The organism is Thalassospira lucentensis (assembly GCF_032921865.1).
Classification (GTDB): Bacteria; Pseudomonadota; Alphaproteobacteria; order Rhodospirillales; family Thalassospiraceae; genus Thalassospira; species Thalassospira lucentensis_A.
On the sequence record NZ_CP136684.1, the window covers coordinates 1,412,204 to 1,424,667 of the forward strand.

12 protein-coding genes are annotated in these 12,464 nt (G+C 52.7%); 5 read left to right on the plus strand and 7 right to left on the minus strand.

All coding sequences use genetic code 11. From position 1 onward, the window contains the following. Positions 1-38: 38 nt before the first annotated feature. The 3 genes from R1T41_RS07035 to R1T41_RS07045 form a co-directional block, all read right to left on the minus strand. Positions 39-1,559, minus strand: a complete 1,521-nt coding sequence (locus R1T41_RS07035) for a sensor histidine kinase (protein ID WP_317340862.1) — start codon at positions 1,557-1,559, stop codon at positions 39-41. Beyond that, entirely contained in the window at positions 1,546-2,025 is a 480-nt protein-coding gene (locus R1T41_RS07040) for a hypothetical protein (protein WP_317340863.1), read from the minus strand. The genes R1T41_RS07035 and R1T41_RS07040 overlap by 14 nt, the downstream gene beginning before the upstream one ends. A gap of 104 nt (positions 2,026-2,129) precedes the next feature. Then, positions 2,130-3,257, minus strand: coding sequence for an EAL domain-containing response regulator (locus tag R1T41_RS07045; RefSeq protein ID WP_317340864.1), 1,128 nt, complete (start codon positions 3,255-3,257; stop codon positions 2,130-2,132). A gap of 173 nt (positions 3,258-3,430) precedes the next feature. Here R1T41_RS07045 and R1T41_RS07050 point away from each other — a divergent pair, with 173 nt between their 5' ends. Next, positions 3,431-4,408 (plus strand): DNA-binding response regulator, encoded by a 978-nt coding sequence (locus R1T41_RS07050; protein ID WP_317340866.1) that lies wholly within the window; start codon positions 3,431-3,433, stop codon positions 4,406-4,408. 5 nt (positions 4,409-4,413) lie between these two features. On the opposite strand, the gene R1T41_RS07055 is transcribed toward R1T41_RS07050, so the two are convergent. Both R1T41_RS07055 and R1T41_RS07060 read right to left on the minus strand, forming a co-directional pair. Beyond that, positions 4,414-5,823 carry a sensor histidine kinase gene (locus R1T41_RS07055; RefSeq protein WP_317340868.1) on the minus strand — a complete coding sequence of 470 codons (1,410 nt, stop codon included), beginning with the start codon at positions 5,821-5,823 and terminating at the stop codon, positions 4,414-4,416. Then, the gene (locus R1T41_RS07060) at positions 5,820-6,485 is read right to left on the minus strand and encodes a response regulator transcription factor (RefSeq protein WP_062950293.1); all 666 of its coding nucleotides are present in this window, start codon (positions 6,483-6,485) and stop codon (positions 5,820-5,822) included. The genes R1T41_RS07055 and R1T41_RS07060 overlap by 4 nt, the downstream gene beginning before the upstream one ends. 154 nt (positions 6,486-6,639) lie before the next feature. Here R1T41_RS07060 and R1T41_RS07065 point away from each other — a divergent pair, with 154 nt between their 5' ends. Continuing rightward, complete coding sequence (locus R1T41_RS07065) at positions 6,640-7,761, plus strand: ABC transporter substrate-binding protein (RefSeq protein ID WP_062950291.1); 1,122 nt, start codon at positions 6,640-6,642, stop codon at positions 7,759-7,761. Here R1T41_RS07065 and R1T41_RS07070 read toward each other — a convergent pair. Next, positions 7,748-8,596, minus strand: a complete 849-nt coding sequence (locus R1T41_RS07070) for a citryl-CoA lyase (RefSeq protein WP_317340872.1) — start codon at positions 8,594-8,596, stop codon at positions 7,748-7,750. The two genes, R1T41_RS07065 and R1T41_RS07070, sit on opposite strands and share 14 nt — an antisense overlap. Then, the gene (locus tag R1T41_RS07075; RefSeq protein WP_317340874.1) at positions 8,593-9,810 is read right to left on the minus strand and encodes a CaiB/BaiF CoA-transferase family protein; all 1,218 of its coding nucleotides are present in this window, start codon (positions 9,808-9,810) and stop codon (positions 8,593-8,595) included. Before R1T41_RS07075 ends, R1T41_RS07070 begins: the two co-directional genes overlap by 4 nt. Positions 9,811-9,929: 119 nt before the next feature. On the opposite strand from R1T41_RS07075, the gene R1T41_RS07080 reads away from it, so the two are divergent. The 3 genes from R1T41_RS07080 (at position 9,930) to R1T41_RS07090 (ending at position 12,454) form a co-directional block, all read left to right on the plus strand. Further along, positions 9,930-10,610 (plus strand): IclR family transcriptional regulator, encoded by a 681-nt coding sequence (locus R1T41_RS07080; RefSeq protein ID WP_317340875.1) that lies wholly within the window; start codon positions 9,930-9,932, stop codon positions 10,608-10,610. Between the two features lie 326 nt (positions 10,611-10,936). Then, on the plus strand, positions 10,937-11,935 hold the full coding sequence (locus tag R1T41_RS07085) for a tripartite tricarboxylate transporter substrate binding protein (protein WP_062950283.1): 999 nt from the start codon (positions 10,937-10,939) through the stop codon (positions 11,933-11,935). A 45-nt stretch (positions 11,936-11,980) separates the two neighbouring features. Continuing rightward, a complete protein-coding gene (locus tag R1T41_RS07090; RefSeq protein WP_317340878.1) occupies positions 11,981-12,454 on the plus strand; it encodes a tripartite tricarboxylate transporter TctB family protein in 474 nt (157 codons plus the stop codon). Positions 12,455-12,464 lie beyond the last annotated feature (10 nt).

Here is a 12,464-nt window from a genome sequence, read left to right on the forward strand (position 1 = left end):
GCAGGAACAGGAGATGATTTAATAGTGCTTGGATCCCATCAGGACCGAATGTCATAGATTTCATCGATTGTGCTACGATCCCGACGTTGATCATCGTCCGCCTGTCGGCTGCCCGGTTTCGGAATACGGATAATAAACTCGGCCCCTTCGCCACTTGCTTCGGACAGGGTCAGATCGCCATTGAAATCATCCTGGATCAGCTTGCGACAAATCGGCAGGCCTTGACCCGTGCCAACCCCGCGTTCCTTGGTGGTAAAGAAATAATCGAAAATACGGTCACGCAGTTCTTCGGGCACGCCACCGCCATTGTCACGTAAACGAATCAAGACATCCGTGGTATCCGAGGTAACATCCAGCCATATTTTGCCGGGCCGTTTTCCTGATTCCCGGATTGCCTGCGATGCATTGACGATCAGGTTGATCAACGCCTGCGACAGATGGTTCCGCCGACCTTCGACTTCCCTGACATCTGTCACATAACTTTGTTCAAGTTCAGCGACGTGTTTGACCTGGTTGCGCGTCAGGGTTATCGCCGTTTCGATTTCCTCGGCAATGGAAATCCGTTCGACAGAATCCGTCGTCGGATGGGCAAACTTCCGTATACCCCGAACAATCTCCGCAATCCGGTCAAGGCCCTGAATACTTTCCCTGATTGCCAGCGGGATTTCTTCAATCATGAAGTCGATGCGGTTCCGATCAAGTTCAAGACGGGCGGTTCCATCTGCATCAACGGTCCGGATTGCCTTAACCACCTCGTCAAAACTGTCAGACAGGAATTCAAGATTGTTCTGAATGTATTGGGCCGGTGTATTGATTTCATGGGCAACGCCGCCTGCCAATGTACCCAATGCATGCATTTTGGCATAATCGGCAGCCTCTTCGATGACTTCCTGTTCCTGACGGGCACGTCGCGCATCGACATCTGCGGCAAAGGCACGCTGACGGTGACGAATGACAAAGACCGCAAGACCAATCATCACGATCATGCCGGAAAAGAACAGATAGGACAGGATTTGTATGTCGGTCTTCACGCTGGCAATGTTGCTGGCATTATAGACTGACACAAAGTTGGTCGTGCGAACCACTGCCTGCTGTAAAGGATCGTCGATAGTTTCAAGTTCGTCGTGAATGAAATTCAATACAACAGATGGGTTCGATGTCTTTGCGATCATCGCATCAATGCGAGCGATCTTTTCATCAAGTATCGCCAGCAAACTTGTCACTTCAGGAATTTGTAGAAGAATCTGAAAACCCTCACCCTGTTTGACAAGCAAAGTGCGGCTTACAAGGATTTCATATTCCAGAAGAACCTGTTCGAAATCCTCTTTGGCGATTTCATTCTGTACCCGGGCGTATTCGATATATCGCTCGATTTCCAGAAACTGGCGCTGAATCTGAAAAACCGCCCACGCAAAATTTTCACGATACGCAAATTTTTCGTCGTCGAGCTGCCGCACAATCGCAGTCGAAAAGACACCGTAAAGGATAATGAACAGGACCAGTATCGAGAAAATGACCCCACCCGAAATTTTTGACAGAAAATGTCTAGTTTTGCCCATCAATCGACTTCACTTGCCAGACGGAATAAGACCAGTAGGTGTCAGTCTGGAAACGAACATCACTGTCATAAGGGAAAACAACCCAGAACGGGCCTTTGTCGCGCACCGACATTTCTGCATCATTCTGCAGATAAACCAGAATGGCGTTGTCATCCCGAAGCACACTGGCCGGAATCATCACGCTGTAATCATTCAATGCGGACACACGTACTGTATCGGGCGTGATGCCATAGGTATCGAGCAGAACATCGAAATCAACACCCCGGAATTTCTGAACACCGTCAGTCCACGGGGTCGAAGTATAAAACTCGGTGTCGGGCAGTTTGGTCAGTTCTTCAAATGACACCGTCGTGGTTTCACCGCCGGTAGTTGAAAGCCTCAATTCACTTGCTGCATGAGCATTTCCAACCGTAAAGACAATGATCGTGCCTATGGTCATGGCGAATTTAGTGATCGTTTTCATCATCGTAATTGTACTCCGAGACTGGTTTAAACATTGGTCACGGCGTGGTAGCAAAACAATGATCGAGCTTGAAAAAACTGGTCAACCATTTGTATTGCCACACTTGTTCATATCGCAATCTTGCCTGGCACAAGTTCTTCAAGCGGTTGTGGCATACCAAAAAGATATCCCTGCAATTCTTCTACCCCATATTCGCGCAGGCAAAGGGCTGTGGCCTCGTTTTCAACACCGACAGCAATGACCGAGTAGCCGATCTGCCGACATATCTGAACAATCCATGAAACAAACGCGTCGTCACTCCGGTTACCCATCATTCGGCCAATCAGACCCCGATCAAGTTTAACACCGGCAAAATATTCGTTCCGCAACAACTCGAATGCCCCTTTATCTGCACCAAAGCCGTCAATGAATAACCGCGTCCCGCGCCGGGCCAGAAACTTTGCATTTTTCGCAAAGTTTTCGTCCATCACGTTCAACTGCTTTTCATTAATTTCAAGCTCGATCTCGAGACCAGATTCCTGCATTTCATCGATGAAATCCGACACCGAGCAAACAAATCGGTTGTTGCTGACCAAACAGGGATCGACGTTCATTGATATTCTGGCACTTGGTCCCAGCGCTTCGCGATAAAGCGGTGCCAGATCAATCATCGTCTCCATAATATGCATCGTCAGACGGTTCATCACCGGCCGGTTTCGGCAACCTTCGAATATCTGTCCAATATCAAACCGTTTTTGCAAATCAGGCATTCGGCAAAGAACTTCGCCACCTGTTCTCATAAAATCGCTGGTGCGGACGCGGGGCTGAATCACAGTGGTAAAATCATACCTATCAATCGCTGCATTCACGATATCGGGCATCACATTTTCAACATGGCCTTCTTTACACCGGTCTCCGATCGTACGGGCCAGGACTTCTTTGAGGGCCATGGACGAAATGGGCTTTGTCAGAATCTGACTGATTTTTGCATGCTCTTTTGCTTCGCGCAGTGGTACCGCCGAAACATTTCCCGTCAGTAAAATCCGCGGCACATCCGGAGCACAATGACAGGCACGTTTCAGGAAATTAATGCCATCGATGGTCGGCATTACCAGATCGGCAACAATGACCTGCACCCCGGAACGGTTTTTTGACAACCATTCAAGAGCAGCCTCGCCATTGATATATTTGACTAAATTAAAACTCCCCGACAGGGAACGACATACCGAAGCCAAAAGGTTTTCGTCATCATCCACCATCATAACGGTAGGCAGGTCGATTGTCGCAACACGCATCAGGGACAACTCCGGTAAAAACCAACCTGCATCACCCGAAAGCTGATTTTACAGCCACCAATTCATACAGGATTTGATATACCGAAGAATAATGTCAGGATAGACGAACCAACATCCCCATATGTGGAGTGTGAATGACAATGGCGTCAGACCGTCCTGTCTGCATTGCGTTTGTAGATGACGATGAAAACCTGCTGTCATCGCATCGGCGAAATTTCGCAAACCTCGCGCCGCATTGGCAGGGGCTGTATTTCGGTGATCCACGAACCGCACTGACCGAGATTTCCAGTACCCCGGATGTAACAGCCGCCATTCTGGACATCCACATGCCAGTCATGACCGGTCTTGAACTGGCAGAAAAGCTCCGAAATCTGCGGGACGACCTGATCATTGTGATGCTGACGGGTTATGCCGACCTTCAATCAGCCCTTACAGCCGTCAACGAGTTCGGAGTCTTTCGTTTCTATCCAAAACCCACCGCCTTAAAAACAATTCTTGATGGTATCGAAACCGAGATCGCGCGCAGGCACGGTGAAAGCCGCGATACAATTCCCGCAGCGTTTCTCGATCTTTTCCATCTGGGGCTTATTGCAACCGATGACCGGCTTACGGTTTCACACATGAATGCGCAAGCCGCCGAAATTTTGCGCCGATCAGCGTCATTACAGGTCAGTCCTGATAACCGGCTACTGATCGACAAGGTGCCTGATGATCTCGAACGTTTTTTGCATCCCCCTGCGGGTCGTGTTCCGCCGATGCAGCGCGGATTTTCGATTGATCACGAACAGGGGGCATTGTCGGTTTTCCTGCGCCGGGTCCGCAATGGTGGCACCCTTCCGGACAGCTTCGTCTTCATACTGGTCGAACCCGAAAGAATGGGGCCGCCAACGATTGATGACCTGATTGATATTTTTGGTCTGACCCGGTCCGAGGCCAAGCTGACACAAAAGCTTGCCGAGGGCATGTCTCTTGAACAGGCAGCAGAACTGGTTGGAATTTCACTAAGCTCGGCACGAACGTATCTGAAAACCGTATTTTCAAAGACCGGCGTGAACCGGCAACCACAATTGATGAAAACCGTGCTGTCGACAATTCCCGCCCTTCGCCGTTAACGCAATTACGCTTGATTTGGTGCCAATCGGAAACGCACCGAGAAAATCGCACCACTGTGATCTTCCGGTTCATCAAGCCGGATGCGTGTATCGTGGCGCAATGCGATTTCGCGCACGATCGAGAGGCCAAGGCCGCATCCGTCTTCCCCACCATCCGACACACGATAAAAGCGTTCGAACACATGTTTGCGATGTTCAAGCGCAATACCCGGCCCGTCATCTTCGACCACCAGTTTGACGAATGATGTATTGTCCGCCTCGGGTGTTAATCGCACGGTAACGGAACTGCCTTCGGGGCAATAGGTCAGCGCATTGTGGATCAGGTTCTTCAGCAATTCCTCGATCAGAGTCGCATCCCCCATGATCAAAGCCTCTCCGTCCAGCCCCTCATAGCCAAGATCAATACCGCGCTCTATCGCAGCGGGGACCTTGCTGCCCGTAACCGTCCGGGTGATCTCGCCCAGGTCAATACGGGCAAAGGGACGTCCGGCCAAACCTTCGGGTGCGGACCGCGCGGATGTCAGCAACTGGTTGGCAAGATGAGAAGTCTGACGCGTCGATGCTGCAAGCTTTTCCATGACATCATGCAGCTTTTCCGGATCCTTTTCACGTAGTCCCAACTCTGCCTGGGTACGCAACGCCGCCAACGGAGTGCGCAGCTGATGTGCGGCATCTGCGGTAAACCGCTGCATGGTCGAAAGCGTATTTTCCAAGCGTTTCAGCAAATGGTTGATCGCGCCGACAAGATGGCGCACTTCGGTTGGGACATCATGCAGAATGGGTCTCAGGTCCGAGGGTGACCTACGGTTAAGGGCTTCTTCCAGCCGCGCCAACGGTTTAAGCCCCTGCCCGATCCCGAACCAGACAATAAGGGCGGCAATCAGGATAAGACCGAATTGCCGGACTGCCGCACGGGCCAGAATATCTTCGCTCAGGCTTTCGCGTGTTCCCGTGGTTTCGGCGACCAAAACGTGAAAACGTGTCGCCATTCTTGCGCTGGCCACATAACGCGACAACGCGCCAATCCGCACCCGTTCGCCGTTATATTCCGCATCATAAAACACCGGCTCTTCCAGAAGCGGCATCAGTTCTTCGGGAACCGGTGGCAGTTCTTCGTAACCGGTAATGAATTCGCCCTGTGCTGTACTGACCTGATAGAAGACCCGATCCTGCGCAGAACTGGTCAGCATCTCGAGGGCGACATAAGGTACGTCGACCTCAATCTGCCCACCTATCAGGACCACACGATCCGCAATCGCAAGCGCGGAACTCAGAAGCGCACGGTCAAAGGCCTGATTGGCAGAATGCACCGCGTTGCTGCGGACCTCGAACAGCATCAGTGAACTGATCAAAAGTAGCGGGATCAAAAGCCAGATCAGCAAGCGCCGGCGAAGGGATGCGTTGCGCCATTTCATGTTTTTTTCAACAGGTAACCAAGACCGCGGACAGTCTGGATTTTGATATCTGCCGTTTCGACACGTTTACGCAATCGACTGATGTAAAGTTCTACCGCATTTGCACTGATGTCGTCCTCGAACCCGGCAAGCTGGTCGGTGATCTGTTCCTTGGACAATACATGCCCAAGCCGCAAAAGCAGAATTTCAAGGATATTCAGTTCACGGCGCGGAATTTCGATATCCTCGCCATCAATCATCGCGCGGCGGGCAACAGTATCATATGTCAGGCGTCCACAGGTGATCCGGGTATTATGCGTCCCCGAATGACGGCGCATCAGGGCACGCACGCGTGCCTCAAGCTCGACCAGTTCAAACGGCTTTGCCAGATAATCGTCTGCACCAAGGTCAAGTCCTCGAACACGGTCATCAATATCGTTGCGTGCCGTCAGGATAAGAACAGCACTTTCCGATCCGCGATGGCGCAATCGACGCAGGATTTCGAGACCATCCATCCGAGGGAGATTAAGGTCCAGCACGACAAGGCCGTATTCCTGGGTACGCAGAATTTCATCGGCCTCTTCGCCATCAGAAATCACATCAACCGCATAGCCCGCCTGCTGCAAAGAGCGGGCGATGCCATCAGCAAGTGCTGCGTGATCTTCTACGACAAGGACTCTCATTGTGTCGGGTCAGGTCCCCTGTTAAACCAGAATGGTCTGGTGCATATTGCCCCAAGAACATGAATTTTCCAGATTTTGCCGGATCGGGAAAGCCTCGATATCACTATCCGGCGACACGCCTGCGAGTAATTCAATAAGTGAGGGTCTGTAAGCGATGAACCTGCGCAGTACTATCATTATTGCAGTTTTCTGCGCAGCAATTTTCCGCGTTTTGCCGGCATCTGCCGAGCTTTTCATCTTTCCCGCGCTGCAAAACACCACCCCGGGCGACCCCGAACAGCTTCTGTTGTCGGAAAGTCGAACCGTCGTCATTTACGGATCGGCCGATATCGAAGCATTTCGCCCCGCCATTGACGGATTTCAGCAAAGCAACCCGGAAATCCGCGTCGAATATCATCAGCTGCAAACACTGGAGATGTATCACCAGACTCTTGCCGAACGCGAAGCAGGAGAACCAAACGCCGATCTGGTGATCAGTTCGTCAATGGATTTGCAGATGAAGCTCGCGAATGACGGTTATGCCTTTTCGCATCAAAGCGATCAGACACGCGCATTGCCAAACTGGGCCCGCTGGCGCAACGAAGCATTTGCGGTAACACAAGAACCGGCCGTAATGGCGTATAACCGCAAATACTTTCGCGAAAACAATCTTGAACCGCCGCGCACACGTAACGATTTCATTAGGCTTCTGAACGATCACGATGATCTGCTCAGCGAGAAGGTCACAACCTATGACATTGAACGCAGCGGTGTTGGCTTCCTGTTTCTGGCACGCGATGAACGGTTCTTTTCCGGGATATGGGACTTTGTCCGCACGTTGGGTCAGGCGAAGGTAAAGCTCTATTCCAATACGTCGCCAATGCTTGAGAAAATAGCCGATGGCCAATTGGTACTGGGATACAATTTGCTGGGATCGTACGCGGAAACATTCAGTCACCGGAACCCCAATCTCGGCGTAATCCTGCCCGATGATTTCATCGTTGTTTATTCCCGGATTGCCATCATTCCACGCGGGGCGCGCAATCCGGAACTGGGTGGCAGGTTCCTTGATTATATCCTGTCGATTGAAGGCCAGAGCATCCTGCAGGACGAAGGCAATTTCAACCCCGTCCGTCCCGATGTCCCGCCCAGCCCGTTCTCGTCGCTAATTTTTGATCGTTACGGCGAACGGGTCCGGTCATTCCCCGTGGGACCCGGGCTTCTGGTTTATCTGGATCAGGCAAAACGCCAGCGGTTTTTAAGCCGCTGGCAGGATGCGCTACTTAATCGCCGTTAAGGTCTGATGGCACCGGGCGGCGTTCCGGCCCGTCATAATTCCAGATCAGACGTCGCGGAATTGGTCCCTTGTTGCGGCCCCCCTGATTGGTTTGCTCCCACGCATGGGCAAGTATCCCAACCGACCGTGACAGGCAGAACAAACCACGCGCCAGCGGTGCGGCAAATCCTAGTTCGGCATATATCACTGCCGTCGCACCATCGATATTCATCGGGATACGTTTACCTTTGCGGGTCAGAAGGGTTTCTTCTATCTGGCTGGCAATCTGTCCAAAACGCCCGGAAACAATCCCATCGGCAGCCGCCTTTTCAACAAGCGACAATAAACGCGGTGCACGCGGGTCAAGCGGATGGAAACGATGACCAAATCCCGGAATATGTTTGCCATGTTCGGCAATCTGATGGTCCAGCCCTGCTGCTGTCGCATCGACAAGGTTTTGGCCCCCATCCATGCGCGCCACAATATCATGATAAAGCGCAACAGCCTGTTCACCCGCCCCACCATGGACATCGCCCAATACGTTGACCGCACTGGCCATGGCATTATTCAAACCAACCCCGCAGGTCGCAGCCATCCGCGCGATTGCAATGCTTGGTGCCTGCGGACCGTGATCGACTGCCGCAACAAGGGCCGCCTCAAGCAAGGCTGCCTGCCCCTTTGATGGCAACTCACCGCGCGTCATAAGCCAGATCATCCCAGGAAAACTGATATTGCCAATCAGGTCCTGAATGGCGTAGCCGCCATAATGTATTTTGCCCGGTTCCATATCGATGATGGATGTTTTCCACCAGTCGCTGACTTCGTTTTCAATGTCTTTTGCAGTTTTGTCGCTCATAGCACGCCCTCGGCTTTCAAGGTGGCGACCTCCTCGGCAGACATGCCAAGGGCGGCCAGAATAGTTTCGTTATCCTGTCCCAGAACCGGTGGCGGCGCATCAACCGACGGCGCATCACCATTCATCTTGATGCCTGTACGAAGAATACGGATATCGCGCTCCGCACCCGGCACGTCCGTAAAGTCGGCCAACATGCCGCGATCGGCAATCTGCGGCAGCGAAAGAACCTGTGGCACGGTCAAGACCGCCCCGGCGGGTACGCCGACAGCGTTGAATTCGGATACCCAGTGATCTGTCGTCTGGGTGACGAGCGCATCTTCAAGCAGATCGCTCAATTCCCGGCGATGCGACAGGCGTTCTGTCCGGGTTACAAAACGCGGGTCAACTTTCAGGTCTGGCAAATCCAGAACATCGCAAACCGCTTCAAACTGTTCCTGTTTGTTGGCCGCAATATTGATCTTGCCATCCTGTGTGCGGAACGTACCCGATGGCGAGGATGTGAAATTGTCGTTGCCGTTTGCAGTCGGCTGCTTCCCGGCAATGAGGAAGTTCGATACCACCCAGCCCATGGTCGCAATCACGGATTCCAGCATCGAAATATCGATGAAACTGCCTTTACCTTCGTTGCTCCCCATTGCACGTCCGGCAATTGCTGCGGTGATTGCGTATGCAGCCGTCAAACCGCCAATGGTATCCGCGACCGGGTATCCAACACGGTAGGTTTCCCGGTCTTCCTCGCCAGTGATCGTCATAATGCCCGAAAGCCCCTGCACAATCTGGTCATAGGCAGGCAGTTTTTTCATCGGGCCGGTCTGCCCGAAGCCTGAAATCGCACAATAGATCAGCGCAGGGTTAACTTTTGACAGGATATCATAGCCAAGCTCAAGCCGGTCCATCACGCCGGGTCGGAAATTTTCGACAACCACATCGGCATTCCTGACCATCTTTTTGAGGATTTCCTTCCCGCGCGGGTCCTTAAGGTTCAGCGTCACAGACCGCTTTCCGGCATTCTGTGCCATGAACGAAACACCCATCAGCTTTTCGTTCAGCCCCTGATCCGCCCCAAGTTGACGCGCCAGATCGCCGCGCCCCGGTGCTTCGACCTTGATAACATCCGCCCCCAGATGGGCCAGTTGATGGCAGCAAAACGGACCAGCCAAAACGTTGGTCAGGTCCAAAACGGTAATACCGGCAAGTGGTTTGGTCGTATCCATGACATTTCCTTAAATTCTGTCTGGTAGAATTTTGTTCTATTATATAGAATTTTGACCAATCCCAAAATGCCCAATAACGACATCCCGGGCGGAACAGTCACACGGGAATTCAATTTATTATGTCAGAACAAAATGTTAGCGCAGTTGAACGCGCCCTGATCATCCTTGATGCCTTTACCGATCGTGATGCCGATCTGTCGCTTAAGGATCTTTCGGAACGCACGGGCATGTATAAAAGCACCATCACCCGACTGGCCGGAACATTAGAGTCGCGGGGGTTTCTGGCAATATCAGGACGCGGGCGCTATCGGCTGGGGCCCGCATTGTGGCGTCTGGGGTCGATTTATCGTCGATCATTTCGCATGGATGATGTCGTGCGCCCGCATCTGACAGCCCTTGTCTTAGCCAGCGGCGAAACCGCATCTTTTTATGTGCCCGAAGGCGAAAACCGTTTGTGCCTGTTTCGCGAAAATTCCCCTAGCAGTCTGCGCCATCATCTGGAAGAAGGCGCGATACTTCCTTGTGACCGTGGTGCGGCCGGGCACGTGATCCGCGCATGGGGGGACGGCGTTGATGATCGTGCGATTGATGTTCTTGATGCCGGATTTGCCCAAAGTGAAGGCGAACGTGACCCGGACATATCGGCAATCGCCGTTCCCGTACTGGACCGGCAAAACCGGCTTCTTGGTGTATTGACCCTGTCAGGACCGCTTAGCCGGTTCAATCAATTGAAACGTGACGAAGCCCTGTTTTTCCTTAAGAAACATGCACTTGATTGCGGGCGGACATTATCGGCGTAAATGATTTTCACCAGCGGTCTTTGCCTCACCATCATAAATGCTGTGAACTTTTTTCACTCTGTTTGGTGCAATGACAGGTTGGTGACAGGTTTGCCTGTTACCGTCTCGCGGCTGCCGATCCGTCAGATCGTTTGGTCTGGCTTAAGGATAATCAAAAAGGATCATCGGCAAGGGAGGCCTTCAGCTGTTTGTTGTCATGGGGTACCGGCATGTCGCCGGAATGCAAGCGCAGCCAGACCTTCATTGCAGATGCCTTGTCCTGAATTGATCGGCCTGCCGCCGTTCGGCGGCTCAGGAAGGTTTTTGTGTCTGGAGGAGACAACACAATGAAGAAGCTGACGATGTTTTCGCGTCGCGGATTCCTGGCAGCGGCCACCGCTGTTGCCGTTTCAACTGCTGCTTTTGGTGCCTTTGATGCCAAAGCACAGGAATTTAACGATATTCACTTCATCGTTCCGGGTGGTGCCGGCGGTGGCTGGGACAGCACCGCACGCGGTACTGGTGAAGCCCTGACCAAAGCTGGTCTGGTTGGCACCGCGTCCTACGAAAACCTTTCGGGCGGCGGCGGCGGTAAAGCCATTGCATACATGATCGAAGCAGCTGATCGCCTCGACAACACCCTGATGGTCAACTCGACCCCGATTATCGTCCGTTCACTGACCGGCGTATTCCCGCAGTCTTTCCGTGACCTGACCCCGATTGCCGGTGTTGTCGCGGAATACGCTGCTTTCGGCGTTCCAGCCGACAGCCCCTACAAATCCTTCACCGATGTTGTCGAAGCGATCAAAGCTGATCCGAACTCAGTGAAATTCGGTGGCGGCTCGGTTCGTGGTGGTATGGACCATATCGTTGCTGCATATGCTGTCCAGAAAGGCGGCGGCGATGCCAAACAGGTAAAATACATTCCCTACGATGCGGGCGGGAAAGCGATTGCCGGTCTTCTGTCGGGTGAAACCGAAGTCATTTCAACCGGCCTTGGCGAACTGCTTGAACTGCACAAAGCGGGTCAGATTCGTATCCTCGCCGTGACCTCGACCGACCGTATCGAAGCTGCTCCGGACGTCCCGTCACTGGGTGAGCTCGGCATTGACGCAGAATTCGTCAACTGGCGCGGCTATTTCGGTTCCCCGGCTCTTTCGGCTGAAAAGGCAGATGCCTATGCCAAACTGCTGAAGGACCTGCAGGCGACCGAAGAATGGGAAACCGTTCGTAAACGTAACGGCTGGGAAAAGTTCTACAAGCCGCGCGCTGAATTCTCCTCCTTCATGGAAAATCAGGAGAAAATGGTCGGCGACCTGATGCGTGAACTTGGCTTCCTGAAATAAGCCTTTCCGAACAGCAATAAAAAGATCTCTAAAGGAAACCACGCCATGTCCATCAATCGTGACAAATTCGGCGCAATGCTCTTTCTGTGTCTCGCGCTGATCTATGGCTATTATGTCGGCGATATCCCGCTTTTGTTCGGTGACGAAGATGCCCCGTTCAATGCCCGGACCCTCCCAAATGCCATAGCATGGGTGATGGGCGTGGTTTCCTTCGCACAACTGGTACTGCCGGCCAATCGAGAGGCCGGCAGCCTCCTTGCCGCGTTCCGTGGCATGAAATGGAAACCGGTCATCACGCTTGCAGCACTGATGATCTTCTATGGCCTGACCATTCGCTATCTCGGCTTCCTGATCTCGACCACCATCTTCCTGATGGGCGGGTTTGCCGTTCTTGGCGAACGCCGCATCAAGGTTCTGATCGGTGCAGCCGTACCTGTCGTCTTCGTATTCTGGTTCCTGCTGTCCCAGTTGATGGGGATTTATCTGGCGCCGGGCGACATCTTCGAAATGCTGGGCTAGGGCGAAAAAA

What these genes read in the sequence shown, in the direction of transcription:
- R1T41_RS07040 (WP_317340863.1), bottom strand. Translation starts at nt 2,025, where the DNA reads ATGATGAAAACGATCACTAAATTCGCCATGACCATAGGCACGATCATT.
- R1T41_RS07055 (WP_317340868.1), bottom strand. Translation starts at nt 5,823, where the DNA reads ATGAAATGGCGCAACGCATCCCTTCGCCGGCGCTTGCTGATCTGGCTT.
- R1T41_RS07070 (WP_317340872.1), bottom strand. Translation starts at nt 8,596, where the DNA reads ATGAGCGACAAAACTGCAAAAGACATTGAAAACGAAGTCAGCGACTGG.
- R1T41_RS07090 (WP_317340878.1), top strand. Translation starts at nt 11,981, where the DNA reads ATGTCCATCAATCGTGACAAATTCGGCGCAATGCTCTTTCTGTGTCTC.
- R1T41_RS07085 (WP_062950283.1), top strand. Translation starts at nt 10,937, where the DNA reads ATGAAGAAGCTGACGATGTTTTCGCGTCGCGGATTCCTGGCAGCGGCC.
- R1T41_RS07080 (WP_317340875.1), top strand. Translation starts at nt 9,930, where the DNA reads ATGTCAGAACAAAATGTTAGCGCAGTTGAACGCGCCCTGATCATCCTT.
- R1T41_RS07035 (WP_317340862.1), bottom strand. Translation starts at nt 1,559, where the DNA reads ATGGGCAAAACTAGACATTTTCTGTCAAAAATTTCGGGTGGGGTCATT.
- R1T41_RS07050 (WP_317340866.1), top strand. Translation starts at nt 3,431, where the DNA reads ATGACAATGGCGTCAGACCGTCCTGTCTGCATTGCGTTTGTAGATGAC.
- R1T41_RS07065 (WP_062950291.1), top strand. Translation starts at nt 6,640, where the DNA reads ATGAACCTGCGCAGTACTATCATTATTGCAGTTTTCTGCGCAGCAATT.
- R1T41_RS07075 (WP_317340874.1), bottom strand. Translation starts at nt 9,810, where the DNA reads ATGGATACGACCAAACCACTTGCCGGTATTACCGTTTTGGACCTGACC.
- R1T41_RS07060 (WP_062950293.1), bottom strand. Translation starts at nt 6,485, where the DNA reads ATGAGAGTCCTTGTCGTAGAAGATCACGCAGCACTTGCTGATGGCATC.